The 26,814-nt window shown below is 69.2% G+C and carries 24 protein-coding genes and 2 tRNA genes; 12 read left to right on the top strand and 14 right to left on the bottom strand.

Annotated features, from left to right (window positions below; all coding sequences use genetic code 11):
- Positions 1-6 precede the first annotated feature (6 nt).
- Positions 7-1,524, bottom strand: a complete 1,518-nt coding sequence (locus H9645_RS13575) for an amino acid permease (RefSeq protein WP_191730216.1) — start codon at positions 1,522-1,524, stop codon at positions 7-9.
- Between the two features lie 144 nt (positions 1,525-1,668).
- On the opposite strand from H9645_RS13575, the gene H9645_RS13570 reads away from it, so the two are divergent.
- Positions 1,669-2,436, top strand: a complete 768-nt coding sequence (locus tag H9645_RS13570) for a HipA family kinase (protein WP_191730228.1) — start codon at positions 1,669-1,671, stop codon at positions 2,434-2,436.
- A complete protein-coding gene (locus tag H9645_RS13565; RefSeq protein WP_189498940.1) occupies positions 2,423-2,818 on the top strand; it encodes a DUF3037 domain-containing protein in 396 nt (131 codons plus the stop codon). Before H9645_RS13570 ends, H9645_RS13565 begins: the two co-directional genes overlap by 14 nt.
- Before the next feature lie 15 nt (positions 2,819-2,833).
- On the opposite strand, the gene H9645_RS14265 is transcribed toward H9645_RS13565, so the two are convergent.
- From H9645_RS14265 to H9645_RS13555, 3 genes are all read right to left on the bottom strand, one after another.
- Positions 2,834-3,058, bottom strand: a complete 225-nt coding sequence (locus tag H9645_RS14265; protein ID WP_229823568.1) for a helix-turn-helix transcriptional regulator — start codon at positions 3,056-3,058, stop codon at positions 2,834-2,836.
- Positions 3,059-3,063: 5 nt separating this feature from the next.
- Positions 3,064-3,693 carry a hypothetical protein gene (locus H9645_RS14260; protein WP_225218265.1) on the bottom strand — a complete coding sequence of 210 codons (630 nt, stop codon included), beginning with the start codon at positions 3,691-3,693 and terminating at the stop codon, positions 3,064-3,066.
- 94 nt (positions 3,694-3,787) lie between these two features.
- Positions 3,788-4,102, bottom strand: coding sequence for a hypothetical protein (locus tag H9645_RS13555; protein WP_191730214.1), 315 nt, complete (start codon positions 4,100-4,102; stop codon positions 3,788-3,790).
- Between the two features lie 142 nt (positions 4,103-4,244).
- On the opposite strand from H9645_RS13555, the gene H9645_RS13550 reads away from it, so the two are divergent.
- The gene (locus H9645_RS13550; RefSeq protein WP_191730213.1) at positions 4,245-4,730 is read left to right on the top strand and encodes a DnrO protein; all 486 of its coding nucleotides are present in this window, start codon (positions 4,245-4,247) and stop codon (positions 4,728-4,730) included.
- A gap of 67 nt (positions 4,731-4,797) precedes the next feature.
- Here the strand turns inward: H9645_RS13550 and H9645_RS13545 are convergent, their stop codons facing one another.
- The 4 genes from H9645_RS13545 to H9645_RS13530 all read right to left on the bottom strand — a co-directional run bounded on the left by H9645_RS13545 (position 4,798) and on the right by H9645_RS13530 (position 9,033).
- Positions 4,798-5,040, bottom strand: coding sequence for a hypothetical protein (locus H9645_RS13545; RefSeq protein WP_191730212.1), 243 nt, complete (start codon positions 5,038-5,040; stop codon positions 4,798-4,800).
- A gap of 84 nt (positions 5,041-5,124) precedes the next feature.
- Positions 5,125-6,789 (bottom strand): urocanate hydratase, encoded by a 1,665-nt coding sequence (gene hutU / locus H9645_RS13540; RefSeq protein WP_191730211.1) that lies wholly within the window; start codon positions 6,787-6,789, stop codon positions 5,125-5,127.
- Between the two features lie 151 nt (positions 6,790-6,940).
- Entirely contained in the window at positions 6,941-7,252 is a 312-nt protein-coding gene (locus H9645_RS13535) for a hypothetical protein (RefSeq protein ID WP_191730210.1), read from the bottom strand.
- 92 nt (positions 7,253-7,344) lie between these two features.
- Positions 7,345-9,033, bottom strand: a complete 1,689-nt coding sequence (locus tag H9645_RS13530) for a type IV secretory system conjugative DNA transfer family protein (protein WP_191730209.1) — start codon at positions 9,031-9,033, stop codon at positions 7,345-7,347.
- Positions 9,034-9,223: 190 nt separating this feature from the next.
- On the opposite strand from H9645_RS13530, the gene H9645_RS13525 reads away from it, so the two are divergent.
- Positions 9,224-9,643, top strand: coding sequence for a hypothetical protein (locus H9645_RS13525; protein WP_191730208.1), 420 nt, complete (start codon positions 9,224-9,226; stop codon positions 9,641-9,643).
- Between the two features lie 35 nt (positions 9,644-9,678).
- On the opposite strand, the gene H9645_RS13520 is transcribed toward H9645_RS13525, so the two are convergent.
- Positions 9,679-10,536 (bottom strand): PA4780 family RIO1-like protein kinase, encoded by an 858-nt coding sequence (locus tag H9645_RS13520; RefSeq protein WP_189498951.1) that lies wholly within the window; start codon positions 10,534-10,536, stop codon positions 9,679-9,681.
- 127 nt (positions 10,537-10,663) lie between these two features.
- Here H9645_RS13520 and H9645_RS13515 point away from each other — a divergent pair, with 127 nt between their 5' ends.
- A complete protein-coding gene (locus H9645_RS13515; RefSeq protein ID WP_225218264.1) occupies positions 10,664-12,730 on the top strand; it encodes an esterase/lipase family protein in 2,067 nt (688 codons plus the stop codon).
- Complete coding sequence (locus H9645_RS13510) at positions 12,727-13,374, top strand: DNA-3-methyladenine glycosylase (protein WP_191730207.1); 648 nt, start codon at positions 12,727-12,729, stop codon at positions 13,372-13,374. Before H9645_RS13515 ends, H9645_RS13510 begins: the two co-directional genes overlap by 4 nt.
- 47 nt (positions 13,375-13,421) lie before the next feature.
- Here the strand turns inward: H9645_RS13510 and H9645_RS13505 are convergent.
- Positions 13,422-13,496, bottom strand: a tRNA-Val gene (locus tag H9645_RS13505).
- A gap of 43 nt (positions 13,497-13,539) precedes the next feature.
- The gene (uvrB, locus tag H9645_RS13500) at positions 13,540-15,576 is read right to left on the bottom strand and encodes an excinuclease ABC subunit UvrB (RefSeq protein WP_191730206.1); all 2,037 of its coding nucleotides are present in this window, start codon (positions 15,574-15,576) and stop codon (positions 13,540-13,542) included.
- Between the two features lie 176 nt (positions 15,577-15,752).
- On the opposite strand from uvrB, the gene H9645_RS13495 reads away from it, so the two are divergent.
- The 5 genes from H9645_RS13495 (at position 15,753) to H9645_RS13475 (ending at position 18,515) form a co-directional block, all read left to right on the top strand.
- Complete coding sequence (locus tag H9645_RS13495; protein WP_191730226.1) at positions 15,753-16,292, top strand: GspH/FimT family pseudopilin; 540 nt, start codon at positions 15,753-15,755, stop codon at positions 16,290-16,292.
- A gap of 60 nt (positions 16,293-16,352) precedes the next feature.
- A tRNA-Asn gene (locus tag H9645_RS13490) sits at positions 16,353-16,429 on the top strand.
- A gap of 118 nt (positions 16,430-16,547) precedes the next feature.
- Positions 16,548-17,933 (top strand): alpha,alpha-trehalose-phosphate synthase (UDP-forming), encoded by a 1,386-nt coding sequence (locus H9645_RS13485; protein ID WP_191730205.1) that lies wholly within the window; start codon positions 16,548-16,550, stop codon positions 17,931-17,933.
- A 39-nt stretch (positions 17,934-17,972) separates the two neighbouring features.
- Positions 17,973-18,245 carry a hypothetical protein gene (locus H9645_RS13480; protein WP_191730204.1) on the top strand — a complete coding sequence of 91 codons (273 nt, stop codon included), beginning with the start codon at positions 17,973-17,975 and terminating at the stop codon, positions 18,243-18,245.
- A 12-nt stretch (positions 18,246-18,257) separates the two neighbouring features.
- Positions 18,258-18,515, top strand: coding sequence for a P-loop NTPase family protein (locus H9645_RS13475; RefSeq protein ID WP_191730203.1), 258 nt, complete (start codon positions 18,258-18,260; stop codon positions 18,513-18,515).
- Positions 18,516-18,636: 121 nt separating this feature from the next.
- Here H9645_RS13475 and H9645_RS13470 read toward each other — a convergent pair whose 3' ends face one another.
- Entirely contained in the window at positions 18,637-19,200 is a 564-nt protein-coding gene (locus tag H9645_RS13470) for a COG4315 family predicted lipoprotein (RefSeq protein WP_191730202.1), read from the bottom strand.
- Positions 19,201-19,330: 130 nt separating this feature from the next.
- Here H9645_RS13470 and H9645_RS13465 point away from each other — a divergent pair, with 130 nt between their 5' ends.
- Positions 19,331-21,022, top strand: coding sequence for an ABC1 kinase family protein (locus H9645_RS13465; RefSeq protein WP_191730201.1), 1,692 nt, complete (start codon positions 19,331-19,333; stop codon positions 21,020-21,022).
- A gap of 52 nt (positions 21,023-21,074) precedes the next feature.
- On the opposite strand, the gene H9645_RS13460 is transcribed toward H9645_RS13465, so the two are convergent.
- Both H9645_RS13460 and H9645_RS13455 read right to left on the bottom strand, forming a co-directional pair.
- Positions 21,075-21,536: a type IV pilin protein gene (locus tag H9645_RS13460; protein WP_191730200.1), complete on the bottom strand. Its 462-nt coding sequence runs from the start codon at positions 21,534-21,536 to the stop codon at positions 21,075-21,077.
- A 20-nt stretch (positions 21,537-21,556) separates the two neighbouring features.
- Positions 21,557-26,806: a pilus assembly protein gene (locus H9645_RS13455; protein WP_191730199.1), complete on the bottom strand. Its 5,250-nt coding sequence runs from the start codon at positions 26,804-26,806 to the stop codon at positions 21,557-21,559.
- Positions 26,807-26,814 lie beyond the last annotated feature (8 nt).

The raw sequence follows: 26,814 nt of genomic DNA, 5'->3' as shown, positions 1-26,814 counted from the left end.
CGGGATTCACGCTCCGTCGCTCCCGGCCAGGCCCACGCGCGCATGCCTCCGGCCCCAGGCGAAGTAGATCGCCGTGCCGATCGCCAGCCAGACCGCGAAGCGCACCCAGGTGAGCGTGGTGAGGTTGAGCATCAGGTAGAAGCACAGCAGCGCCGACACGATCGGCAGCACAGGCGAAAACGGCACGCGGTAGCCACGCTTGAGCTCCGGCCGCGTCCGCCGCAGCACCACCACGGCGATGCTGACCAGCACGAAGGCCGACAGCGTGCCGATGTTGATCATCTCCTCGAGGATCTCGACCCTGGTGAAGCCGGCCAGCAGGGCCACGGCGGCGCCAGTGATCAGCTGCAGGCGCACCGGGGTCCTGCGGGTTTCCGAGGTGACGCTGAGCCAGCGCGGCAGCAGGCCGTCGCGGCTCATCGCCAGCAGCACGCGCGACAGGCCCATCAGCAGCACCATGATCACCGTGGTCAGGCCCACGAGGATGCCGACCGAGATCACCTGCGCCGCCCACGGCGCGCCGACGGCGATGAAGGCCGTGGCCAGCGACGGATTCTCGACCGCGGCCAGCATGGTGTACGGCACCATGCCGGTCAGCGCGATCGCCACGCCGATGTAGAGCAGGGTCACCAGCGCGAGGCCACCAAAGATGCCCAGCGGCAGCGTGCGCTGCGGATCCTTCACTTCCTCCGCGGAGGTCGCGACCACGTCGAAGCCGATGAAGGCGAAGAACACCAGCGCCGCACCCGACAGCACGCCTGCCACGCCGTAGGTCGCCGGCGCCGCGCCGGTGAGCCATGAGAACAGCGGCTGCGCCCACACGTCCGCGCTGCCACCCGTCGTCGGCACCGCGGGCGGAACGAAGGGCGAGAGGTTGTCGGCGTTGAAGTACGTCAGCCCGACCACGATCACGAACACCACGATGCCCACCTTGATGATGGTGAACACGTTGTTGACCCGCGCCGACATCTTGGTGCCCATGATCAGCAGCGCGGTGAACACGCCGACGATGAACAGCGGCCCCCAGTCCATCCCCAGTCCGAGCACGCTGATGGTGGTGGGTATGTGCACGTCGAACAGCTCGAAGACCGTGGCCAGGTAGATGCCCCAGTACTTCGCGATCACCGCGCCGGCGGTGAGCAGCTCGAGGATCAGGTCCCAGCCGATGATCCACGCCAGGAACTCGCCGAGCGTGGCGTAGGTGTAGGTATAGGCGCTGCCCGCGACCGGGATGGTCGAGGCGAACTCGGCGTAGCACATGATGGCCAGGGCGCAGGCCAGCGCGGCGAGCATGAAGGACACGGTCACCGCCGGGCCAGCGAAGCTGCCCGCCGCGCGCGCGCCCACCGAGAAGATGCCGGCGCCGACCGCCACCGCCACGCCGAGGATCATCAGATCCCAGGCGCTGAGCGAGCGCTTGAGCTGGCGCCCGGGCTCGGCGGCGTCGGCGATGGTCTGCTCGATGGACTTGGTGCGGAACAGGCTGCGCGACGGGCTGGCCTGGGCGCGACGGGGCTGGTTCATCCGGATTGGGCTCGTGTCGGGACGGAAGCGCCGCGTCCGCCGGCCGGGCCGGCCGCACGCGGCAGGCGATCGAGACTACGCCGCCTGCGGAGGCCGGGACAATGCCGAAGGTCCGGCACGGGGCGCTATCCTTGCGCGATGTCCCTGCGCACCGTCCATGCCACGCGATACGTCACGCCGCTGCGCGAAGGCGGCTCCATGCCGGCGATCGTCGAAGCCGACGACGACGGCATGTACGTGCTCAAGTTCCGCGGCGCGGGCCAGGGCCCGCGGGCGCTGGTGGCCGAACTGGTGTCCGGCGAGATCGCCCGCGCGCTCGGGCTGCCCGTGCCCGAGATCGTGTTCCTGGAGCTGGACGTGGAGCTGGCGCGCACCGAGGGCGACCCCGAGATCCAGGAGCTCATCCGCGCCAGCGGCGGGCTCAACCTCGCGCTCGACTACCTGCCGGGTGCGGCGAATTTCGATCCCGTGGCGGAGCAGCCGTCCGCCCGCCTCGCATCGGAGATCGTCTGGCTCGACGCCTTCACCAGCAACGTCGACCGCAGCGCGCGCAATCCCAACCTGCTGGTCTGGCACGGCGAGCTGACGCTGATCGACCACGGCGCGTCGCTCTACTTCCACCACGGCTGGAACGGCGACACCTCGGGCGCCGGCAAGCCCTTCCCGCTCATCCGCGACCACGTGCTGCTGCCGCTGGCCACCGGGCTGGCGCAGGCCGATCGGACGCTCAGTGCGCGGCTGCCGGACGAACGGATCGCCGACATCGTCTCCTGGATCCCGGACGACTGGCTCGACGGCCCCGATGCCTTCGGCACGCCCGACCAGCAGCGCGCCGCCTACGCCACCTACCTGCAGCAGCGACTGGCGTTGCCGCACGCCTTCGTCGAGGAGGCCGAACGTGCGCGCGCATGACAGCTACGACTACGCGGTGATCCGCGTGGTCCCGCGCGTCGAGCGCGGCGAGTTCATGAACGTGGGCGTGATCGTGTCCTGCGAGAAGACCGGCTACCTCAAGGCCGCCGTGGAGCTGGACGAGGCGCGCCTTCGCGCGCTCGATCCCCGCGTGGACCTCGCCACGCTGAGGCGCCACCTCCAGGCGATGCAGCGAATCTGCGCCGGCGGTCCCGACGCCGGGCCGATCGGCCTGCTGCCGCAGCGCGCCCGCTTCCACTGGCTGACCGCGCGGCGCAGCGCGATCATCCAGACCTCGACCGTGCACATGGGCCGCTGCGGCGACATGGACGCGATCGTCGAGCACCTGATGGAGCGGATGGTGCGGGTGGCCGCCGACTGAGCCGACGCGACCGCCTTACCTGGCCGGGCCCGGATCCCATTCGAAGACCTCGGCCAGCGGCGTCCCCAGCGCGTGCGCGATGCGGAACGCCAGTTCCAGCGACGGCGCATAGCGGCCGGCCTCGAGCGCGATGATGGTCTGGCGGGTGACCTGGCAGGCCTGGGCCAGCGCTTCCTGCGTCATCCCGGTGCGCTCCTGGCGCAGCTGGCGGATGTGGTTGGTGACCGCGGTGCGCGCCACGCGGCTCAGCGCCGATCCAGCCAGTGGCGCACGGCGCTCGCGCCGTTGTCGACCAGGCAGCCGACCATCAGTACCAGCACCAGCAGGTTCGCGATCATCGGCAGGGTGGCCCACTCCAGCCGGTCCGCGGGCGAGATGCCGAGCAACACGGCCAGCCCGACGATCATCGCGGTGACCGCGTGGCGGGACCAGCCTGCGGCCTCGCGCTCGATCTCGCGGTCGCGCTCGTCCTCCTGCACGCGGTCCTTCCAGCGCCTGCCGACCGTGGACGAGAGCACGGTCCACGCCACGAGGAGCAGCACCAGGTTGCGCCCCACCTCCCGCGCCTCCGGGCTGTCGGCGAGGTTCGGGGTCTGGAACACGTGCATGCGCGCGACGAAGTAGAGCACTGCGACGGTCATGAAAACGGTGCCGATCCACGCCTTCCATTCCGCGGGCGACACCTGCAGTTCGGCGTCGGTCAATGACAGCCGCCAGACCCCGTGCAGCGCGCTCCAGGTCGACAGCACCAGGACGGCGAACCCGATGGAACCCAGGTCGAGGCCGAACACGGACTCCGCGCCCGCGAGGAGCATCCACAGCCCCAGTCCGGAAGCGGCGAGCAGCATGGGCAAGGCAAGGCGACGCGTGGCCATCGGGAACCCCACTCGGGAATGTAAAAAATAACTTACATCCGGGCCTGGAGCGATGTCAAATTATTTTGACATGCCGGAGCAGCGGGACCGAGCGTCAGCCGACGCGGAAGATCGGCTGGTGGCGACGCAGGTCGTGGCGTGGATGGGGGAGGTAGCGACTGCGCGCGTAACCGGTGAACTGTCGGGCGCTCCGGCGTGGGGAGCCGCCGTGCGGCTCGCGGGTGCCGGCGGGATGGGCATGCGGCAGGCCGGCCTGGATGCGCGTGATGCTGGTGGCCGGCGTGGATCGACGTCGCGCGGGCGCGACGCGGGACGTGCGGGCGGGAAACAGGGACAGGATGGTGTGCTTGAGATGACTGGTGATGTTGATCCTCCACAAATTTAATGAAAACAGCATGTTACTGGACATATTGTAACACATGAGCCTATTCAGGAACCGCGAGCACTGGCCCGGCGACGCAGGCAGGCGTGCTTGACCCCGGTCATGGCAGGCGTGCGCCAGTGCATCGACGATGTGCACACACCCACCGGCCTGCAGCCAAGGAGTTGCCATGAAGATCGCCCCTGCCGCCCTGTCCACCATCGCGCTGGCGCTGGCGATCGCGCCCGGCCTGGCCCTGGCGCAGCACGACCACGGCACGCACGCCGCACACGCCGGGCCAGCCGACCATGCCGCCCCGGCCGCGATTCCGTCCGACCATGTGCGCTGGACGCCCGATGCGCCGCTGGTGGACGGCATGGGCCAGGTCCGTAAGGCCGTCGCCACCCTCGCCCATCTCGAAATGGGCCATCTCGGCGAAGCCCACGTGCTCACGCTGGCCGGCGACGTCGATGCCGCCGTCGAATCCATGTTCGCCAACTGCAGGCTGGAACCCGAGCCCGACGTGGCGCTGCACGGCATCCTCGCCCGCCTGATGGCCGGATCGAAGGCGCTGCGCGACGCTCCCGCCGACCCGGCGCCGGTGGGCCCGATGCGCGATGCGCTGGCCGACTACGAGCGGCTGTTCGACGATCCGGCAGGCGACGACAGGCGCTGAGCGGCCATCCTCGCGGCTCGGCCCAGGCTGACCCGGCGCCGGCTGTCCCGGCCCACGCCGGCAGCCCTCAGCGCGTCGCCGGCGCCCGGTACATGGCCGCGCTGATGCACGAGAACAGGCTGACCACGAACCAGCCGAACGGGAACAGCGTCAGCGTCAGCAGCCAGGTCACGGCGCCGGCGATGCAGCCGGTGGCGAACCAGAGGATGGCCGACATCACGCGCCCCTGGACCAGCTGGCCGAGACCCGGGACGATGAGGCTGCAGATGGCGGCAATGACGTTGCCGGTGGAACCTTGCCCGGTACCCATCGTTCAATACTCCTGTGGATCAGTGTCGCGGATCAGGCGTCCGCATCGATGTACAGGACGGACGCCACGCCCGATATGTGACGCTCAGGCCATCGGCAGCTTGAGCCCCTGCTCCTTCGCGCACTGCTTCGCGATGTCGTAGCCGGCATCGGCATGGCGCATCACGCCCGTGCCCGGGTCGTTCCAGAGCACGCGCGCGATGCGGCGGTCCGCGTCCTCGCTGCCGTCGCAGACGATCACCACGCCGCTGTGCTGGCTGTAACCCATGCCGACGCCGCCGCCGTGGTGCAGGCTGACCCAGGTCGCGCCGCCGGCGACGTTGAGCATGGCGTTGAGCAGTGGCCAGTCGCTGACCGCGTCGCTGCCGTCGGCCATGGCCTCGGTCTCGCGGTTGGGGCTGGCCACGCTGCCGCTGTCGAGGTGGTCACGACCGATCACCACCGGCGCCTTCAGCTCGCCGTTGCGCACCATCTCGTTGAACGCCAGGCCCAGGCGGTGGCGCTGGCCCAGGCCGACCCAGCAGATGCGCGCCGGCAGGCCCTGGAAGGCGATGCGCTCGGCGGCCATGTCCAGCCAGTTGTGCAGGTGCGGGTCGTCGGGAATGAGTTCCTTGACCCTGGCATCGGTCTTCGCGATGTCCTCGGGGTCACCCGACAGCGCGACCCAGCGGAAGGGCCCGATGCCGCGGCAGAACAGCGGCCGCACGTAGGCCGGCACGAAGCCCGGGAAATCGAAGGCGTTGGCGCAACCCTCGTCCATGGCCATCTGGCGGATGTTGTTGCCGTAGTCCACGGTCGGGATGCCGCGGGCGTGGAAGGCCAGCATCGCCTCCACATGGACGCGCATCGACTGCTTGGCGGCGTCGCGCACCTGCTCCGGGTTCGCCTGCTGCCTTTCCAGCCACTGCTCCACGGTCCAGCCGATGGGCAGGTAGCCGTGCACCGGGTCGTGCGCGCTGGTCTGGTCGGTGACGCAATCCGGACGCACGCCGCGCTTCACCAGTTCGGGCAGGATCTCGGCCGCGTTGCCGAGCAGCGCGATCGACTTCGCCTCGCCGGCGCCGACGTACTTCGCGATCCGCCCCAGCGCATCGTCCAGGTCGGTGGCCTGCTCGTCGACGTAGCGGGTGCGCAGGCGGAAATCGATGCTGGCCTGGCGGCATTCGATGGTGAGCGAGCACGCGCCGGCCAGCGAGGCCGCCAGCGGCTGCGCACCGCCCATCCCGCCGAGACCCGCCGTCAGGATCCACCTGCCCTTCAGGCTGCCGCCGTAGTGCTGGCGGCCCATCTCGACGAAAGTCTCGTAGGTGCCCTGGACGATGCCCTGGCTGCCGATGTAGATCCACGAGCCCGCGGTCATCTGGCCGTACATCATCAGGCCCTTGCGATCGAGCTCGTTGAAGTGCTCCCAGTTGGCCCAGGCCGGCACGAGGTTGGAGTTGGCGATCAGCACGCGCGGGGCGTCGGCGTGGGTCGGGAAGATGCCGACCGGCTTGCCCGACTGCACCAGCAGGGTCTCGTCGTCGCCGAGCGTGCGCAGCGACTCGAGGATCGCGTCGTAGCTCGCCCAGTCGCGCGCCGCGCGGCCGATGCCGCCGTACACCACCAGGTCCTCCGGGCGCTCCGCGACGTCGGGATCCAGGTTGTTCTGGAGCATCCGGTACGGCGCCTCCGTCAGCCAGGAGCGGCAGTTCAGCGCGCTGCCGCGCGGAGCGCGGACGGTACGGGTGGGGTCGTGGCGGTTGGACATGGACGGCGGCACCGGTGGACGGGACGCCGGATTATCGCATCGCCCCTGAAGAAGACGCCCGGCACATGGCCGGGCGTCGTGGGGGCCAACGCTGGGCCTCCGAAGCGTGGACGCCCGGGCGTGCCGGGCGTCCGGACGGGATGCGCGCTACTCAGCGGATCGAGGGATCCAGCCGGCGCAGTGCGTCGCGCAGGTCGGCCGAACCGCTGCGCTCGATGTCCTCGCGCGTGTAGACGCGGCCGCCGGCGGCGACGCAGTCCTTCTGTTCGCCGCGCGAACGTGCGTTGCGCGCCGCGGTGATGCGCGAGCCGGTCTGCTCGATGCAGAACCGGTCGTCGGCCTTGCGGGCGTCCCTGGCCTGGCTGCGCGCGGCTTCCTCGGGCTCGTCCTGTGCGTGCCCGGCGACGGGCACGGCGGCGAACGCCAGCGCGGCCAGGGCCGCGATGATGCAAGCGTGCTTCATGGGTCACCTCGTGGTGCTGGGGGGGCAGCCACCAACGATACGCCGGGCATCGCGGCCCGCGGGCGACGCGCGCGCGCGCGTTCACGGCGTCCTCAGGTTGCCGGCAGCGGAGGAATGACGACCGGCGGCAGCAGGCGCGCCCGGTAGCGGGCTTCGGCGTAGTAGCGGATCTTCCGGCAGCGCACGGGATGCGCCAGCCCTTCGCAGAACACGATCTCGCGCGCGGGATCCATCGCCTTCAGCTCCTGCGGCAGCATCAGCGCGCGCCGCTCCTCGCTCTCGCTGCGGCTCACGTCGCGGCGGCGGCGCCCCCGCGTCAGGTTGCGCCTGCGCAGCGAGGTATAGCCCAGCATCTCCGAGTAGTCGTTCGCGTCCTGCTGCTCGCGCGGCGCGAACACCACCTGCATCGCGTGGTTGGTGGCGATCGCACGGGCGATGTCCTTGCCGTAGACCGCGTCCAGCTGGGCCATGCTCTGGATCACCGGCAGCAGGCGCAGGTTGTAGCCGGCCATGTAGGCCATGGCGGTGGCGATGATGTCGATGCGGCCGAGCGCCGTGAACTCGTCCATCAGCAGCAGGCATTGCAGCCGCAGCGAGGGATCCTCGCCAGGCAGCACCCGCGTGTTCAGGTTGATCAGCTGGCTGAAGAACAGATTGAGCATCGGCCGCGCTTCCGCCAGCCGGTGCGGGGGCACGCCGACGTAGATGGTCATCGGCCGCCGGCGCACGTCGTCAAGCAGGAAGTCGTTGCCGCTGGTGGCGGCGTCGAGCACGGGGTCGATCCACGGGTTCAGCGGCTCGCGGAAGCTGCCGAGTATCGACGCCAAGGTCTCCTCCGCCTGCGACAGCAGGTTGCCGAACGCACGCCGCGCGTGCTCGCCCAGGAAGGGACGCGACGCCAGGTCCTGCAGGTGCTGCCGCGCCGGGATGCCCTCCGCCGACGACAGCCGGAAGACCCGGCCCAGCGTCGGGAACAGGTGCAGCTCCTCCGGCATCCCGTCGCGGCACTGGGCTTCGTAGTGGTCGTACAGATAGAGCGCGAACGCCAGGAAGGCGTTGCGCGCCTGGCTGGTCCAGAACTTCTGCTCGGCGCCGGCGTCCGGATACAGCAGGTTGGCGATCCCCTGCAGGTCGGACACGCGCTGCAGCGGCTCGGTCGACACGTACGACAGCGGGTTCCAGCGGTGCGTGCGGCGGTCCTCGGCGAAGGGATTGAACAGGTGCACCGCCTGCCCCTGCGCGCGCCGCCAGCCGCTGGTGAGCGCGAAGTTCTCCTGCTTGATGTCGAGCACCACCATCGAGCCGAGGTAGTCGAGCAGGTTGGGCACGACGATGCCCACGCCCTTGCCCGAGCGCGTGGGCGCGGCCAGCAGCACCGACTGCTGGCCGTCGAAGCGCAGCAGGCGGCCGAAGCGGCGCCCGACGACGATGCCGTGGCCGGAGCGCGTGAACAGTCCGCGTCGCGCCAGCTCGAAGACGTTGGCGAAGCGCGCGCGGCCGTGCAGCGAACGCCGCCGCGGCCGCAGCAGCAGGCATGCCGGCACGGCGGCCAAGGCCAGCGGCACTCCCATGCCGACGGCTCCCGCCAGCCGGATGCGGGCCGCATGCGGCGCGACGTCCGGATGCGCGAGGGCGCGCAGGTAGTCGGGATACGTGGTCCATCCCGTGGCCACGCCATCGAGGCCGAGCAGTCGCGGCACGAGCGCGCCCGACAGCCACAGTCCGGCGGCGAGCGCCACCCAGAGGCACGCGAGTGCCAGCGTCATCCTGATCCTGTCCATGTCACCTTCCGTGGTGTGCCGGTACCCGGCCCGGCGGAGCTTAGCGTAAGCTCGGGCGCGAGTCCCCGGGGGAGGTGGCACGGCGATGCGCTGGCCTGGATTCCGAGATGATGACGCCCTGGTCCTGCCGCTGGATCCTGCGCGGTTCCTCCCTCCTGGCTCGCCCCTTCGACTGCGCCTGGATGGCCACGTGCTCGAGCGCAAGCACGAAGTGCACCTGACCCTGCTGGGACGCGACGCCGGGCGTGCGATGCGCGGGCGCCTGGGCGAGGAGCGCATCCGCGGCCTGTTCGAATCGATGGAATGGGCGCCGCAGGGCACCGCGCGCTACGCACTGCTGCACAAGACCAAGCCGCAGTGGGAAGGCACGCTCCAGGCCTGGTCGGTCATCGAACACGTCCAGTCGCCGGCGTTCGCCGCGTTCCGCCATGAGCTGGCACACGCCAGCGGGCTGGCGCTGGACTGCGGCGTGCCGCACGCCACGCTTTACGTCGCCGGCGATCCCTACGGCATCGGCCTGCCGGACCTCGCCGCCTACCGCAGCTGTTTCGTGCGCGAAGTGGCGGCTTCGGAGCTGGCGCCGGGCCAGCGGGTCGCCGACGGACCCTAGCGGTCACTGCGCGACGCCGCTCTGCCGGTGACGCCTCAGTCCTGCTCCTCGGCGGCCTCGCGGCCCTGCTGCCTGATCAGTGCCTCCTCACGCGCATCGTTGATCGCCGCACGCACGCCGTCGAGGTCGGGCACCGAGTCGTCGTGCACGAAGCTGCCGCTGAGCTCGCTGTCCGGACGCAGTTCGCCGGCTTCGAACAGCGCCCACATCTCCTCGCCATACCAGGTGTCGAGCAGCTCCGGCGCCCAGGCGCCCAGGCTGGCGGTGAGGTTGTTGACGTCGCGCAGGAGCATGGTGCGCGCGGCATTGTTACCGGCCGCGCTGACCACCTGGGGGAAGTCGATCACCACCGGCCCGTCCGGCGCCACCAGCACGTTGTAGGCGGACAGGTCGCCGTGGATCAGTCCGGCGCACAGCATCCGCACCACCTGCCGCACGAGGGTGCGATGGAATCCCCCGGCCTGCTCCGGCGACAGCTCGACCTCGGCCAGGCGCGGCGCGGAGTGGCCATCGGCATCGACCACCAGCTCCATCACCAGCACGCCGTGGAAATAGCCGAAGGGCTCCGGCACGCGGACGCCGGCGTCGCGCAGCCGGTACAGCGCTTCCACCTCGGTGTTCTTCCACTCGGCTTCCTGCTGCCTGCGGCCGTACCTGGTGGCCTTGCCGATCGCGCGCGCCTCGCGGCTGCCGCGGACCTTGCGCCCTTCCTGGTACTGCACGCGCTGCTGGAAGCTGCGCTGCGCCATGTCCTTGTAGACCTTGGCGCAGCGGATGTCGCCGCCGGCACGCACCACGTAGACGGCCGCTTCCTTGCCGCTCTTGAGCGGGCGCATCACTTCGTCGATCACGCCGTCGTCGATCAGCGGCTGCAGGCCGCCAGGGGTCTTCATGGGATTCCGGCGCCTGGCCGCGGTGGGGAGCCGGGCAGTCAAGCACGAGGGACGCGCGGGCGCCAGCCAGTGGGGCGCTGATGTACCCTCCCCGGTCGCACCGTACGCACTCGCCCCGGGACTTCCGATGCACATTTGCCTGCCGCAGTCCGGATGCATCGCCCGCGACGTCCATGACCGGGACGCCGTGGCGTGGCTGCGGCCCATGCTGCGCGCACTGGCACTGGCGGCGGGCCTGCTGGCGCTCGGCGGCTGCGCGGTCCTGAAGGAATTCGCGCCGCGCGTGGAAGCCGAGCCGCTGGGCCCGGGTGAGTACATCGCCCTCAAGCGCAGCGACATCCTCACCACCGACGAGCTCAGCCCCGCGACCCAGGCGACCCTGCGCGTGGCCGGACTCGACGAGGGCGCCTGCCTGGCGCCGCCGACGCCCGACTGCGTGGCCGCGCTGGCCGCGGCGCAGGGCTTCGGCGACGAGCGCCGGCTGGCGGCGCTGGCCGAGCTGTGGACGCAGCAGGCGATCGCGCTGACGCCTGAGGGTTCGGTGCCCGCCGCCGACGCCCAGATCGACGCCTGGCTGGAAGCCGCGCGCCACGCCTACGCCTATCTGTTCTTCAGCGAGCGCGCGCCCGGCGAACGCGCGTTCGAGGACCGGCAGACCCAGGTACGCGACTACTACAACTACGCCGTGCAGCAGGCGGCTTCGGGCCTGTTCCAGCGCTGGCAGGACCAGGCCGGGCACGGTGCCGGAACCACGACCGGGCCCGGCGACGCCCTGTCGATCGCCGGCTGGACCATCACCAGCGACATGTCCGGCGTGCGCATGCCCGAAGGCGTGGTGCTGCCGCGGGAACTGGTGCCGGCCTCCTCGATCTCCTTCGCGGGCCTGCGCAGCATCTACCGGCGCGACGGCTTCGGCGCGGAGGTGGTCGCGGTGATGGGCGACGATCCGGTGACCACCGCGGCGGCGGCGCCATCACGGGCAGTGGAAGACCGGGACGATGACCGCGACGACCGGCAGGACCGCCGGCGTGCCGGTCGTTCCCGTCCCTTCAGCGAGATGCCCTCGCCGACGCTGACGCTGCTGATCCGCTTCCCCGGCGAGGACCTCGCCGGCGTGCTGGCGACGCGGGAACTGCTGATCAGCGCGCACGATCCCTACGTCGACGACGCCATCGAGCTGCATGGCTTGCACGTGCCGCTGTCGGCCAACTACAGCGCCGGGTACGGCCTGTGGCTGGCGCGCTCGGGCTTCAACCGGCAGTCGCTGCAGACTCTGTTCGGCCGGGAAGAGGGCATCACCCGGCCGCACCTGTACATGATGCAGCCCTACGATCCCGACCGCCGCATCCTGCTGATGATCCACGGCCTGGCCAGCAGTCCCGAGGCCTGGGTGAACGTCGCCAACGAAGTGCTGGGCGACGAGGTACTGCGCCGCGAGTTCCAGATCTGGCAGGTCTACTACCCGACCAACATGCCGCTGGTCCTGAACCAGTCCGCGATCCGCCGCATCATCGTCGCCGCGATGGAGAACTTCGATCCCGACGGCCGCGCGCGCGCGTCGCGGGAGACGGTGCTGATCGGCCACAGCATGGGCGGCGTGCTGTCGCGGCTGCTGGTCTCGTCCGCCGATGACCAGCTGTGGACCTGGATGCGGGAGAACTACGAGCTCGACGATGGCCGCCTGGAGCGCGCCGGCCCGAGGCTGGACCGGATGCTGCGCTTCGAGCCGCTGCCCGGCGTGGACCGCGCGGTGTTCATCGCATCGCCGCATCGCGGCACGGCGGTGGCGGGGAACGGGCTCGGTCGCTTCCTCGGCAGGCTGGTGCGCCTGCCGCTGACGGTGCTGGAGGAGGTCGGCGAGCTGTTCGTGGGTGACGACGACGGCAGCGAGCCGGTCGCGCTCCCCAACAGCATCGACAACCTGGGCCAGGACGATCCCTTCGTGCGCGCCGCGGCCGACCTGCCGATCTCGCCGCGCGTGCGCTACCACAGCATCATCGCGCGCACCGATCCGGACGTGCCGCTCGAGCAGTCCGACGACGGGCTGGTGCCCTACTCCAGCGCACACCTGCCGGGCGCGCTGTCGGAGAAGGTCATCACCGGCGGACACAGCGTGCAGGAGACCCCGCAGGCGATCCTCGAGATCCGGCGGATCCTGCATCGCGACATCGGCGAGCGGCCACCGCGGCCATGAGCGCGCCCGCGACCACCGCCGCCTGGCCTGCGCTGCCCCGGGACTTCTACCTGCGCCACCCGGTGGAGGTGGCCCCGGACCTGCTGAACAAGCTGCTGGTGCGCGCGGACGGGCGCATCGGCCGCATCGTCGAGGTCGAGGCCTACGCCGGCCGCGAGGATCCCGCCGCGCACTCCCACCGCGGCCGCACCGCGCGCAATGCCACCATGTTCGGCCCCGGCGGGCACCTGTATGTCTACTTCACCTATGGCATGCACTGGTGCGGCAACGCCGTCTGCGGCCCCGAGGGCGAGGGCTGGGGCGTGCTGCTGCGTGCGATGGAGCCGGTCGACGGCTTGGACACGATGCGCCAGGCGCGCGGGCTGCCGGCGAAGAAGGACCGTGACCTCGCCTCCGGGCCCGGCCGCCTGGGCCAGGCCATGGACCTGACGCGGGAGCTGGACGGCGCCGACCTGGTCCGGCCGGACCGCGGCATCTGGATCGCCTCGGACGGCATGCCGCCTCCGGACGCGCCGGCCGTCGGTCCGCGGGTGGGCATCCGCCACGCCGTCGAACTGCCCTGGCGCTGGCATGTGCCGGGGCACGCGCACGTCTCGCGGACGCGCGCGGGCGTACCGCCGCCCCGGAAAACGAAAAACCCCTGACCGGGGCCAGGGGTTCACGGGGTCCTTCGGGTCCACGCCTGCCGGCGTGGTGGGCGGTACAGGGTTCGAACCTGTGACCCCTACCATGTCAAGGTAGTGCTCTACCGCTGAGCTAACCGCCCCGAGGGACGCGAATTCTAGCCGGTGGCTCGGCGCGCGGCAAGCCTAGCGGACGGCCAGCATCGCCTCCTTGAGCGCGTGGATGCGGTCGCGGACGGCCGCGGCCTCCTCGAACTCGAGGTCGCGGGCGTGCTGGTACATCTGCTGCTCCAGCTCCTTCAGCGTGGCCGCGGCGCGGGCCGGGTCCATGCGGGCATAGTCCTCGCCCTGCTCCGCCACCTTGCGCGCGCCACGGCCGCGGCCGGCCCTGGCCTCGGCGCCGTCGCTGCGCGCGCCCTCCATGATGTCCATGATCGGGCGCGCCACCGAGCGCGGAGTGATGCCGTGCTCGAGGTTGTGCTCGATCTGCTTCTGGCGGCGGCGGTCGGTCTCCTCCAGCGCGCGCTTCATCGAATCGGTGACCTTGTCCGCGTACAGGATCGCCTTGCCGCGCAGGTTGCGCGCGGCGCGGCCGATGGTCTGGATCAGCGAACCGGTGGAACGCAGGAAGCCCTCCTTGTCGGCGTCGAGGATCGCCACCAGCGACACCTCGGGCATGTCCAGTCCCTCGCGCAGCAGGTTGATGCCGACCAGCACGTCGAACTTGCCCAGGCGCAGGTCGCGGATGATCTCCACGCGCTCCACGGTGTCGATGTCGGAGTGCAGGTAGCGCACGCGCACGTCGTGCTCGCCGAGGTATTCGGTGAGGTTCTCGGCCATGCGCTTGGTCAGCGTGGTGATCAGCACGCGATCGCCCATGGCGACGCGCTGGTTGATCTCGCCCAGCACGTCGTCGACCTGGGTCGCGACCGGGCGGATCTCGACTTCGGGGTCGATCAGGCCGGTGGGGCGCACGACCAGCTCGACCACCTCGTCGCCGGAGTGGTCGAATTCGTACTTGCCGGGCGTGGCCGAGACGTAGATCTTGCGCGGCGCGCGCTCCTCCCACTCCTCGAAGCGGAGCGGGCGGTTGTCCAGCGCCGATGGCAGCCGGAAGCCGAACTCCACCAGCGTCTCCTTGCGCGCGCGGTCGCCGCGGTACATGCCGCCGATCTGCGGCACGGTCACGTGCGACTCGTCCACCACCAGCAGCGCGTCGGGCGGCAGGTAGTCGAACAGCGTCGGCGGCGGCTCGCCCGGCGCGCGGCGCGTCATGTGCCGCGAGTAGTTCTCGATGCCGTTGCAGAAGCCGACCTCGGCCATCATCTCGATGTCGAACTGGGTGCGCTGCTGCAGCCGCTGCGCTTCCACCAGCCTGTTGTTCGCGTACAGGTACTCCAGCCGGTCCTTCAGTTCCGCCTTGATGGTGTCGATCGCGTTGAGCACGCTGTCGCGGGTGCTGGCGTAATGCGTCTTCGGGTACACGGTGAAGCGCGGCACCCTGCGCTGCACCTCGCCGGTGAGCGGGTCGAACAGCGCCAGGTTCTCGACCTCGCCGTCGAACAGTTCGATGCGCAGCGCCTCGGCCTCCGACTCCGCGGGATGCACGTCGATCACCTCGCCGCGCACGCGGTAGGTGCCGCGGCGCAGTTCGGTGTCGTTGCGGGTGTACTGCAGCTCGGTGAGGTGGCGGATCAGCTGGCGCTGCTCGATCGGCTCGCCGCGCGCCAGGATCAGGCGCAGCTTCAGGTAGTCCTCGGGATCGCCCAGGCCGTAGATCGCCGACACCGTGGCCACGATCAGCGCATCGGGACGCGACAGCAGCGCCTTGGTCGCCGACAGCCGCATCTGCTCGATGTGCTCGTTCATCGAGCTGTCCTTCTCGATGAAGGTGTCCGACGAAGGCACGTAGGCCTCGGGCTGGTAGTAGTCGTAGTAGCTGACGAAGTACTCGACCGCGTTGTGCGGGAAGAAGGACTTGAACTCGCCGTAGAGCTGCGCGGCGAGCGTCTTGTTCGGCGCCATGACGATGGTCGGCTTCTGCACCGCCTGCACCACGTTGGCGATGGTGTAGGTCTTGCCGGAGCCGGTGACGCCGAGCAGGGTCTGGTGGGCCAGGCCGGCCTCGAAGCCTTCGACCAGGCGCTCGATCGCCTGCGGCTGGTCGCCGGCGGGCTGGTAGGGGGAGACGAGCTGGAAGCGCGGGTGGCCCGGATCATTCATCGCGACATTGTAGGCGGGCCCGTGGCAACGCCCGGCGAACGCCGACGCAGGCACGGGTCGATGGCCGGCGCACCCGCGGGGCCGACTCCCAGGTGGCGGCGGCAGGTGCACCGATGGCGGGCCCCATGCGGGGTTCGCAACATGGTCGTCCCACCCGTTCCACGAAGGAGGCTGGCATGGACGCCCGCACCGCCCCTGCACTGCAGCGCGGCTTCACCCTGATCGAAACCCTGGTGGTCGTGGCCATCTTCGCGACCGGCCTCGGGCTGGGCCTTCCCGCCCTCGGGGTGGTGGTGGAACAGCACCGGCTCACCACCAGCATGCATCTGGTCTCCGCCGACATGGCCATGGCCCGCAGCGCGGCGATCGCGCGGCGGGAGGCCGTCGTGGTCTGTCCCGGCCTGCCGGAGACCGGCTGCAGCGGCGGGCGCGACTGGAGCCGGGGCTGGCTGGTCTTCCGCGATCCCGACGGCAACCGCCAGCTCGACGCGGAGGCCGAGCTCCTGCGCGCCAGCGAGGCGCCGGCCGCCGGCAGCGCGGAGATCCGCCTCACCTCGACCCGGCCGCTGCTGCGCTACCAGCCCAGCGGACTGGCGGCCCACAGCAACCTGACCGTGAACGCCTGTGCCCGCGGCCAGCTGCGCGGGAAGGTCGTGGTGAACCGCCTGGGCCGGGTGCGCACGGAGCGGCCGACCGCGGACACGGCCTGCCCCTGAACCGCCAGGACGGTCGCACATCTTGACCACGGCGGCACAGGCACTAGAATGTGCGTCCCCGCCCGAATAGCTCAGCCGGTTAGAGCACTTGACTGTTAATCAGGGGGTCGTTGGTTCGAGTCCAACTTCGGGCGCCAGACACCAGGAAGGCCGCGAGCGATCGCGGCCTTTCTTTTTTGGCGGGACGGGCCATCACGCCCTGTAACAGCCCCGGCGCTACGGTTCAGGCCCCTTTCACTCAGGCCTCCAGTCCCGATGTCGCGCCTGGTCATCGTCTCCAACCGCGTCGCCGCGCCGCAGCAGTCGCGCGCCGGCGGCCTCGTGGTCGCGCTCGACGCGGCCCTGCGCGACACCGGCGGCGTCTGGTTCGGCTGGAGCGGCAAGGCCACCCGCGATGGCACGCATCCGGTGCAGCACGCGCGCGAGGGAAACGTCGAATACGTCACCATGGACCTCACCGAGGCCGACGTGGCGGGCTATTACGACGGCTTCTCCAACCGCACCCTGTGGCCGGCGCTGCACTACCGCCTCGACCTGGTCGAATACAGCCGGGAAACCCACGTCGTCTACCGCCAGGTCAACGCGCGCTTCGCCGAGCGCCTGGCCGCGCTGCTCAGGCCCGGCGACCGCGTCTGGATCCAGGACTACCACCTGCTGCCGCTCGCCGGCGAGCTGCGCGCGCGCGGCGTGGACAACCCGCTGGCGCTGTTCCTGCACGTGCCATTTCCGCCGTCCGACCTGGCGCGCGCGCTGCCCAACCACGCCAGCGTCTTCGGCGCGATGGCCGCCTACGACCTGGTCGGCTTCCAGACCCGCCGCGACTGCGAGAACTTCGACGCCTACCTGCGCGACGCCACCGACAGCGGCGAGATCACGCCGCGCGCCGACCGCGCGCCGCCGTTGACGCGCGCGTTCCCGATCAGCATCGACGCCGACGAGTTCGCGCAGGCGGCACGGCGCGCGCGCGGCTCGGCCGGCGTGCGCGGGCTGCGCGAGAGCCTGGGCGGCAGCGCGCTCGCCATCGGCGTCGACCGCCTGGACTATTCCAAGGGGCTGGTGGAGAAGTTCCAGGCTTTCGGCGAGTTCCTGCGCCGCCACTCCGGCAATACGGGCGGACTGACCCTGCTGCAGGTCGCGCCGGTCTCGCGCGGCGGCGTGCGCAGCTACCGCGAGCTGCGCCACGAGCTCGAGCGCATCGCCGGCCATATCAACGGCCGGCACGCCGACCCCCAGTGGACGCCGATCCGCTACGTCAACCGCAACCTTGGCCGGCAGACGCTCGCGGGCTACTACGGCGCCGCGCGCCTGGGCCTGGTCACGCCGCTGCGCGACGGCATGAACCTGGTGGCGAAGGAATACGTGGCCGCGCAGGACCCCGACGATCCCGGCGTGCTGCTGCTGTCGCGCTTCGCTGGCGCGGCCGACCAGCTCGGCGGCGCGATGCTGGTCAATCCCTACGATATCGGCGGCGTCGCCGACGCGATCGACGCCGCGCTGCGGCTCGGCGCCGACGAGCGCCGCGAGCGGCATGCCGAGTCGCTGCGTTCGCTCCGGGAACAGGACATCCACTGGTGGACCGCCGCGTTCCTGCACGCGCTCGACGCGCGAGGGACATCACGCTCCCGCGCGACCACCGCTTAACCATCCGCGGACTATCGTTTGCACGAACAGGAGCACGACATGCGACCACGCGACGAAGAAGAACTTGCGCGCACGCGCGAACGCTCCGGCGGCGATCCAGGATCGGGCAGTGCTGCATCCGACCATGGCGGCTACGCCGAGCGCGGGCCGGGCCGGGGCGACCACCCGGGACGCGGCCGTGGCGAGAGCCGCGACCCGCAGGCCTCCGACGAAGGTGAACACGCCGAACGCGCGCGCTGGCGCGAGGACGATCCGGACGAAAAGAGCGACCGCTGGGAGGACGACGACGGCGATGCTCCTCCGGCCGCCTGACCCGCCATCCCCATGCACGCCATCGAACTCATGAACCGACTGCACGCACTTGACGCGGCGCTGGCGACATGCCAGCGCCATGCGATCACGGTCGACGAGCTGCGCGGCGTGTGGGAACTGCACTCCGCGGGACTCGAGCGTCCCGGCGGGCACGATGGCGAATGGGTGGACGTCCTGCTGCGCCGCATGGCTGCGCGCCATGGCATCGCAGGACTCGTGACGTTCCTGCCCGAGCCCGTGGATCCGGAGGACGGCTCGCCCCGGGGCTGAGCGCAGGGGACCAGTTCATCCGCCCGGCTTGCGTGCGACCCGCCGAAGCGCGGGCGAAGCGCACGCGGTGCGCTGACGGCTTCCCGCCGCCATTACCCCGCGCAGTACGATCGCCCGCGGTTCAGCGCGGATCCGGCAGCGGCTGGCCGTCCAGCCCCACCAGCGACCACTTGCCCCACTGGTCCTCCACTCCCGCGCCCGCGGTGCGGTTGGCACCGGCATCACCCGCATAGCGGTAAAGCGGCTGGCCGCCATAGGTGACGTGGATGCGGCCGTCGCGCTCGAGCGTGCCGATCCTGGAGGCCTCGACACCCGCCCCCGCGGTGGGCTGCGAGTCGTGCGCCAGGACCGGCGGCCAAGCGTCCTGGCAGGCCGCGTCGCACTTGCTGCCATCGTCGTTCCCGGCCAGCACGTAGACGGAACTGCCCGCCCCGTCCACCAGGTGCGACGACGGCGTGCCCGACATCGCCAGCGACGCGTTCGCGCTGCCACCGCCCTGCGGGATGACCGCCGGGTCCGCCGGCGTCTGCTGCGATGGCAGCGTCGCCGACTGCGCCTCGTCGCGGCCGGCATCGGCTTGGCTGCGCGCCTCGCCGGCGTCGGTGCGACGGTCGCTGTGGTCGCAGGCGGCCAGCACGAGCACCGCCGAACAGGCGAGCGCGATCGTCGGGATCGGAAGCTTCATGGCCGTGGCTCCGTGGGGTGATCGTCGGACCGTACGGCGGGGATCGTAGGAGGTGCGTGACGGCGGAGATGCGCTTCCCTCAGGCCGCCTTGACGCCAGCCCCGATACCTTGGCCTGAACAGGAGGGCCCATGGCCGGAAACAGCAGCATGGCGCGCAGCGCCCAGATTCTCCGGTTCGTGCTCAGGCACCGGGCCGTCGGCGTGTTCGCCGATCCTTCGACCGACGTGGCGGCGCTGGAAGACGAGGTCGGCGCGCAGGCGCCCGCGGACGGGCACGGGCCCGAGGCCTTCGTGCGCGACCTCGAAGCACTCGGTCCGACCTTCATCAAGCTGGGCCAGTCGCTGTCCACGCGCGCGGACATGGTGCCCGCGCCCTACCTCGTCGCGCTGGAACGGATGCAGGACGACGTGCTGCCCGTGCCCGCGGACGACATCCGCGGCATCGTCGAAGCCGAACTGGGCGTGCGACTGGGCAAGCTCTTCCGCGAATTCGACGACGTGCCGCTGGGCTCCGCCTCGCTGGCCCAGGTCCATCGCGCTGTGCTCAACGACGGTCGCGAAGTCGCAGTGAAGGTGCAGCGCCCTGGCATCGACGCCGAAGTGGTGACCGACCTCGACACCCTGGCCGGCATCGCCCGGCGCGCGGACAGCGCCACGGGCATCGGACGACGGCTGCGCTTCTCCGACTGGGTGCACGAATTCCGCAAATCACTGATGGCGGAGCTCGACTACCGGCTGGAGGCCGACAACCTCGAACGCTTCCGCGAACGGCTGGCCGGCTATCCGGAGCTCCTGGTACCCGTCCCCCTGCGCGACCTCTGCACCCGCCGCGTGCTGACCATGGAGCTGGTGCGCGGCACCAAGGTCACCGCGCTGGGCGGCCTGCGCAGGACCGAACACGACTACCAGCCGCTGGCGTCCGCGCTCATGCGCGGCTACCTTGACCAGGTGTTCGTGCACGGCGAGATCCACGCCGACCCGCACCCCGGCAACATGCTCGTGACCGACGACGAACGCTTGGCGATCTTCGACCTGGGCATGGTCGCGCACGTGCCGCCGCGCCAGCGCGAGCACCTGCTGAAGCTGCTGCTTGCCGCAGTCGACGCACGCGGCGAGGAGGTCGCCGGCGAAACCATCGCCATGTCGGTGCAACTCGAGGACTTCGACGAAGTGCGTTACGTGCGCGAAGTCGGCCACCTCGTGGCCCGCTACGCCGCTCACGGCGGCTCCCAGGCCCTGTCCGAAGGCCACCTGATGATGGAACTGGCCCGCATGGGCGTCGCCTGCGGCCTGCGCTCGCCGCCCGAGATGCAGATGCTGGGCAAGACCCTGCTCAACCTCGAAGGCGTGAGCCGCGCGCTGGAACCGGAACTCGACGTGAAGCGCGTCGTCGACGGCCACCTGCAGTCGCTGATGCGGCAGCGCATGCGCCAGGCGTTCTCGCCGTCCCGCCTGGCCGGCGACGCGATGGAGCTGCAGGCGCTGCTGCAGGAGGCGCCGCGCAAGGTGTCCACGATCCTGTCGCTGCTCTCGGAAAACAGGCTGAAGGTGAACGTCGGCGGGTTGCAGGAGTCGCGGCTGACCGAGAACCTGCAGAAGATCGCGAACCGCGTAGCCGCGGGCGTGATCGTGGCGGCGTTGATCCTGGCCAGCGCGATGCTGATGCGCGGGGACGTGGCGGGGCCGAAGCTGTTCGGCTATCCGGCGGTGGCGATGGTGATGTTCCTGCTGGCGTCTGCGCTGGGGTTCGGGATCGTGCTCAGCGTGCTGGTGAGTGATCGGCGGCCGCGGGTGAGGGAGGAGAGAAGCCCGCGCGCCTGAAACACCCGGGCGCCGTGCCCGGCACCGGCGCATTCGGCCACGCCTCTCCGCCCTACTCCGGTCCGACCGTGCCGAAGCCGCACTCGGTGTCGTTGCCCTCTTCGTGCCATCGCGTACCGGCCTGGTTGATGGTCAGCACACCACAACGATCATCCTCCTGGGCAGTCCCGGCCAGCGGCGTGGCCGTGGCTTCGAATGAACTGCCGTCCTCTTCGACATCGATGGCAAGCGTGTAGAACGCCGTTCCAGTGGAAGGAGAACTGGTGTTGGTCAAGGCAAACCCGCCGTACGTGTTGTTGACCGTCCTGTACCGTTCGGCCAGCTGCGCCACCTCGACCAGATCCGCCTTCGCCTGCCCCCGCCTGCCTTTGCGTACCGCCTCCTGGTACGAGGGCACCGCGATCGCCGCAAGAACGGCGACCACAGCCACGACGATCATCAGTTCGATCAGGGTAAAGCCTCGCTCATCGCGAACTCCAACCGGCGTGCCATGTGTTTGCTGCCTGGAATGCATCGTACGTTCCCCCTGCTTCTCTACTTCAACTGCCGCCAGGACTGCCGACCGCAGGGCCGGGGCAGGACGAAGGCACCAGGATAGATCACTACCTCGCACTGCTCGAAGGTCGCGCAACTTCCGCCCGCACAGGTGGGATCGACCTGCCGGATCGGGTTGATCGCCACGACACCCGTACCGGTGACGGGCGGCTGGGCGGAAATCTCGCCATCACTGCCTTCCGTACCAATCGCAACCGCACCACAGCTGCCACCGGTACACGCAGGCGTCTCATTCCCGGACACCCGGATATCGGACAGCGCGCCGGCACCCGACAACAGATCCAGTCCGTAGGCGAAGTTCAGGCCGCCCGGGCTGCAGCTGTCCTCAAGCGGCGTGTAGGTCGTGAAGAACACCCGTCCGCTCTGGATCCTGGGGGTCGCGATGAAGCGCTCGCCCACGGCCTGAAGATCGCTGTCAGCCTCCGCGCCGCCGCCTGCGTCGACCGCAAGATCCAGGTACCAGCCGCGCTTTGCCCCGGAGCCGTAGTACGCCACCACGTTCCGCGACAGGTCCCGCACCACCTGCCCGTCCTCGTTCGAAACCTGTCCCGTGATGGACTGGCCTCCCAGGGCCGATCGGCCGCCAGACCCGCTTGTGTACGGAACAGCACTGGACCAGTTGTCATAGATGCCATACAGGGACTGCATCTGCGGCGACTCCGGAACGGTGTTGTCGGTCGAATACATGTAGCGACCCGTGCCGAAATACACCATCACGCCCGCGCCGGGACCCGCTGCGACCCGGATGCCACCGGTAATGGACTGTCGTTCGCCGTCGACCTCCGCGGTGAACAGCGGCTCGCCGGAGTAGGCCACGCCCCACGCGGCGCGATTGTTGCCCGACAGGTCGAACTTCCACAGGTTGCCCTGCAGGTCGGCACCATAGACGGTATCCACCCTGCCATCACCGTTCTTGTCGATGGCGGTGATCTGACCCAGGCCGTTGAACGGATCCAGGCGGAGCGCACAGGTCAGGCCGGTCGTTTCACAGATCCAGTCGGAGATGCTGGTGACAGTACTGGCCGGATTGCCATCGTCCGCCGTGATCTTCTTCAGGACTTCGCCGGTAAATGCATCCAGGATGTAGAGCGAGGGGTCGCTCCTGTTCCCGCCATAGCCGTTCCCGAACAGCACACCCCAGCTCCCATCCTCCAGCGGGACGATGAGCGGCTTGCCCTGCAGGTATCCGATGTCGCGATCGACCGTGTCGTTGCGCTCCCACAGCACATCGGTCGCACTGAACCCTTCGGGATCGGTCACGTCCAACGCGAAGATCGAACGCCCACCGGCACCGGTGGTCGCGGCGAGGACCGTCTTCCAGGTGGTGCCATCCTTCGCATCCGACACCGCGATCTGTCCGTCCACGTAGTAGCGGTGGTCGTACAGGTCGTCGGGCAGCGCGATCTGGCCGAGCCTGCTGCTGGCATTCTCCCCCAGCACCACGTTCGGAATAAAGGCGAAGACCTCGCTGCCCGCCCCGGTCGCGGCACAGGTCCTGCCAGCCTGGCTCGGGCAAGGCTGGGTGTTCGCGTTGATCGCATGCAGCATGCCGTCGTTGGCACCGACGTAAACGAAGTTGTCGCCGGCCTCGCGCTTCTCGGTGAGGTACTCGCCGTACCCGGCGAACATCGAATCCGAGTACATCGCGTATCCGAAGTTGGAGCGGGACGATGCGATGACCGGCTCGGAGTTCACGATGCTGCCGAGCACCGAGGTGCGTGCCCGGAGCGTACCGCCATTGCCGGCCTCATTGCCCCGCGCACCGGCCAGGTACTCGATGAAATCGCCGGACGTGTAGGTCCCGCCGTACTGGGAAGCCACCTGCGCAGGATTGATGCCAAGCAGCCTGAGCTGCGCATCGTTGTCGCCCGGAAGCGCGGCGGCGGTGAACGCGGACGCTCCGATCGTGGCCTTGGTTCCCGCATTGACGGTGTGGATCGTGAACACGTCGCGCGTGGCGGCAGAGGGAATGCCGGCCGCGGCATTCCAGAGCGCCTCGCCCAGCGAGCCGTCGGACAGGACTTCGATGGCCGTCAGGTTGCCGTACCAGTCCTTGCCGTTCCGCTCGCGCCAGAAGCGGGGTTGCAGCGTGAAGGACGCGCCGCCGGCACCGACACGAGCGCCGCTGATGCTCTGGCTGCCGAGCTCGAGGTCGAGCGCAGCCGCGCTGTCGAAGGCCTTCGCCAGCTGCGTCCGCATCGTCAGCGGGTTCGTCACGAGGAAGTAGTTGTCCGGCTCGCCATCGCCGTTCTCGTCCGCGTTGATCGTCGACGGCGTGCCGTATTTCGCGGCATACCACAGGGGATCACGGAGTTTCTCCCCCACGCCTGCATTGCCTGGCGTGAAACTCCTGGTTGAGGAGAGAGTCAGGCCCTGATTACAGGGCGAGGAACCTGTACGACCGATGCAGCCGCCAGCCCAGACACCCGCAGGGGTGTTGAGCTCGTAGACGGAGTTCCCCTGCGCGCTGTCCGAATCACGCACCTCGAGATAGACGCCGTCCTGGGTCGTTCCTGAAATCACGTAGCCGATGTTCTGGTTTGCCGAACCAGCCGCGTACTCGGAATCCAGCCGGACCGTCACGGTTTCATCGGCATTTGCCGTAATCGTGTAGCGCACGATCGCATCCATGTCGTGATCGTTGCCCTGCTCGACGTCCTCGTAGTTGATGCGGAACACGGCCCTTGGGCGCCCTCCGTTGACACCGGCATCGGTTTCACCACCCGGGAAGTTGACGAGCTCCTCGACGAAGAAGTCGACGATCGTGTTGACCGGCTTCAGGGGATTGCCACCGAACGTACCGCTGACGGTCTTCGCGAACGGAAGCAGCTCAACCGTGGCACTGCCCACGGGAATTTCCATCCGCGGAAGCGGAGAGGCGAGCGCGACCGAGTACGTGGTCAGGTAGGGAAAGTCCGCACGGCTATTGATGCGGTTGAGCGCACCATAACGGGCCACGGAGGCCGCGTAATAGGTCCCTCCCTTAGTCGGCTCTTCCGGGGCCAAGCCGCGAATATTGCCGAAGCTGCTGGCCGCCTTCGCAGTCGGCGCCCCGTCATTGTTCGCGGGGGTCTGGCCAATGAAGACGTTGCGTGTGCCACTGCCCTCGGCATTCCAGATCGCCTGCCCCTGGTCTGCTGCATGGAAACCGGGGAGCGCGCCATCCGCGGCGACACTGCTCCAGGGATTTCCCGGCAGATCACCGTCATAGCTCGGATTGATGTCGCTGATGACCGTCATGACCGGCCTGGAGCAGGCGGGATACCCGCCACCGGTGCTGGACGCCGGCATGTAAGGATCCTTCCAGCCAGGAGTTGCCTGCCCAAGCCGCGTGTCCTCTGCCTGCCCCTCCGAGCTGCCTCCGCTGGAGAAGGCGCCTGTTGGCGCCCCGGCACCGGCAAAGTAGCGCACCGCCTCGAACATCATCTCGGCAATCGGGTTGCCCCACATGCGGCACTCACCGTTCCTCAGCATCCGGCCGCCCTGGGATTCACAGTTGCCTCCAAGCCCGCCCTCGGACCCGGCCCAGCTCCAGTTCTTCTGCTGGCCAATGTTGTCACCGCCGCCGCTGTATGCGCCGCCGATCATCCGCAGGCGGTCGATATTCCGGACAATGCCATTGGTGGAAGTGAACACGCCCGTGCTGGCATCGACCTCGTCGGCGAAGTTTTCGATGTTCCTGCGCAGCACACCGCCCTGCAGGTTGTTCGCCTGGCTGCCGGTGATCAGGCCAAAGTACATCCGCTGCCCTTCACCGTAGTCGTGCAGGATGCCGGTCGGCTTGTGGGAACCGCTTGGATACGTCTTGCACGTCGCATCACGATGCGCAGCGTTGGTCGGGCAGGTTTCCACCCGGACGTAGCGGTCAGCATCGAAGGTCGCGCCGCCAACGGACAGGTTGTAGACCCGGCGGGTCAGGTTCTGAAGTCCGGGATCATCACCCGATACTGCCGGCGCCACTCCCCAACTCCGCCAGTTGTTGCCGTTGTTCGTCCTCCGCATTCGGAGTTCGTAATTGTCTCCGCCCGCAGCTTCTTCGTGACGGAAGCGGATGCGATACGTGCCAGCGGCCAGCCGGACCTCTTCGCTAGAATAATTATCGCAACCACCGCAGTTGCCATGTCCGCCGTACCAGCCAGCTGAGGCCAAGACAGTGCCGCTGCTGTTCAGGAGCTGAAAATCGACGGCATCATCACCATCGACCGCGAACTGGAAACGGCGCTCTTCAAAAACCCTGAACTCACCTTCTATGATCGTGAGGTAGTTGTCGTGCTGTCCGTTCGCCCCGCAGTTGGAGTCGCAATCAATACGCGACGGAGTCGTGGTTCCAAGGAGGTTTCCTGGCTGCGCCCAGGACGTCTCCATGGTGCTGAACTCGGCCCGACTGTTCGGGTGCCCGGGATGCGCGCCTCCACCGGCACACAGCGTGCCCTGCTGGAAACAGTGGTCGCCCGCGACCGGGCCCTCGATTGCAACCCAGTTCCATACCCGGGCCGTCGTGTTCCGCAGGACGCGGAACATCGGCGCCTGGTAGTTCGGATACGTCGCCTGGTTGCCGGAACGCGTAGTCACCGCGAACAGGTGATAACGACCCGAGGCGGGAAGCGAAAGCGGCGTGTAATCGCTGATGTGGTAACCATCGCGCTCGACGCTCTGGTACTCCTTGCCCCAGCTGTGCGCATCCTGGGGAAAGAACGCCCCCTGCAGGACGGTCTTGCTCGTGCTGTCGGTCGAACGGAAGCCGCCGTACAACACCCGGCGCAAGGCGTCCATGCGCGACATCGTGGCGTAGTTCAGGAAATCGCCGCTCCAGTTGCCGGAGCAGCGCTTGTCCGTGGTGCGAGCTCCCGTGGGCGCGAACTCGTTGCCGTTCCACGTGTAGCAGAGATACGAATCGAAATAACCGTAGTAATCGATCTTGTAGGCGGAGCTGCCGTCCGTCGGAGCCGGGTTCTTCAGCTCCCAGCCGCGATAGCCCACGTCGACGATACCGTCGCCGTCAAGGTCGGACGCATCGTTGTAGGCCTCGTAGTAGATCTTGTGGTCCTTGCCCATGACCAGCATGTTCAGCGGCGGAACCGAGTCCCGCATGTACAACGGGACTTGCGCCGGTACCGGCTGGTCGCCAGCGAAAAAGGTCGTGTCGGATTTCACGGCCAGGCTGACGGAAACCGCCACTACGGCCAGTGCTCCCACGGCGCCAAGCCGGATGATGTTGTTCCGCTTCATGCGCGTCT

This window comes from Luteimonas colneyensis (genome assembly GCF_014836665.1).
Lineage (GTDB): Bacteria > Pseudomonadota > Gammaproteobacteria > Xanthomonadales > Xanthomonadaceae > Luteimonas > Luteimonas colneyensis.
The sequence above is the reverse complement of the archived record's forward strand: the minus strand, read 5'-3'. Positions and strand labels throughout refer to the sequence as shown.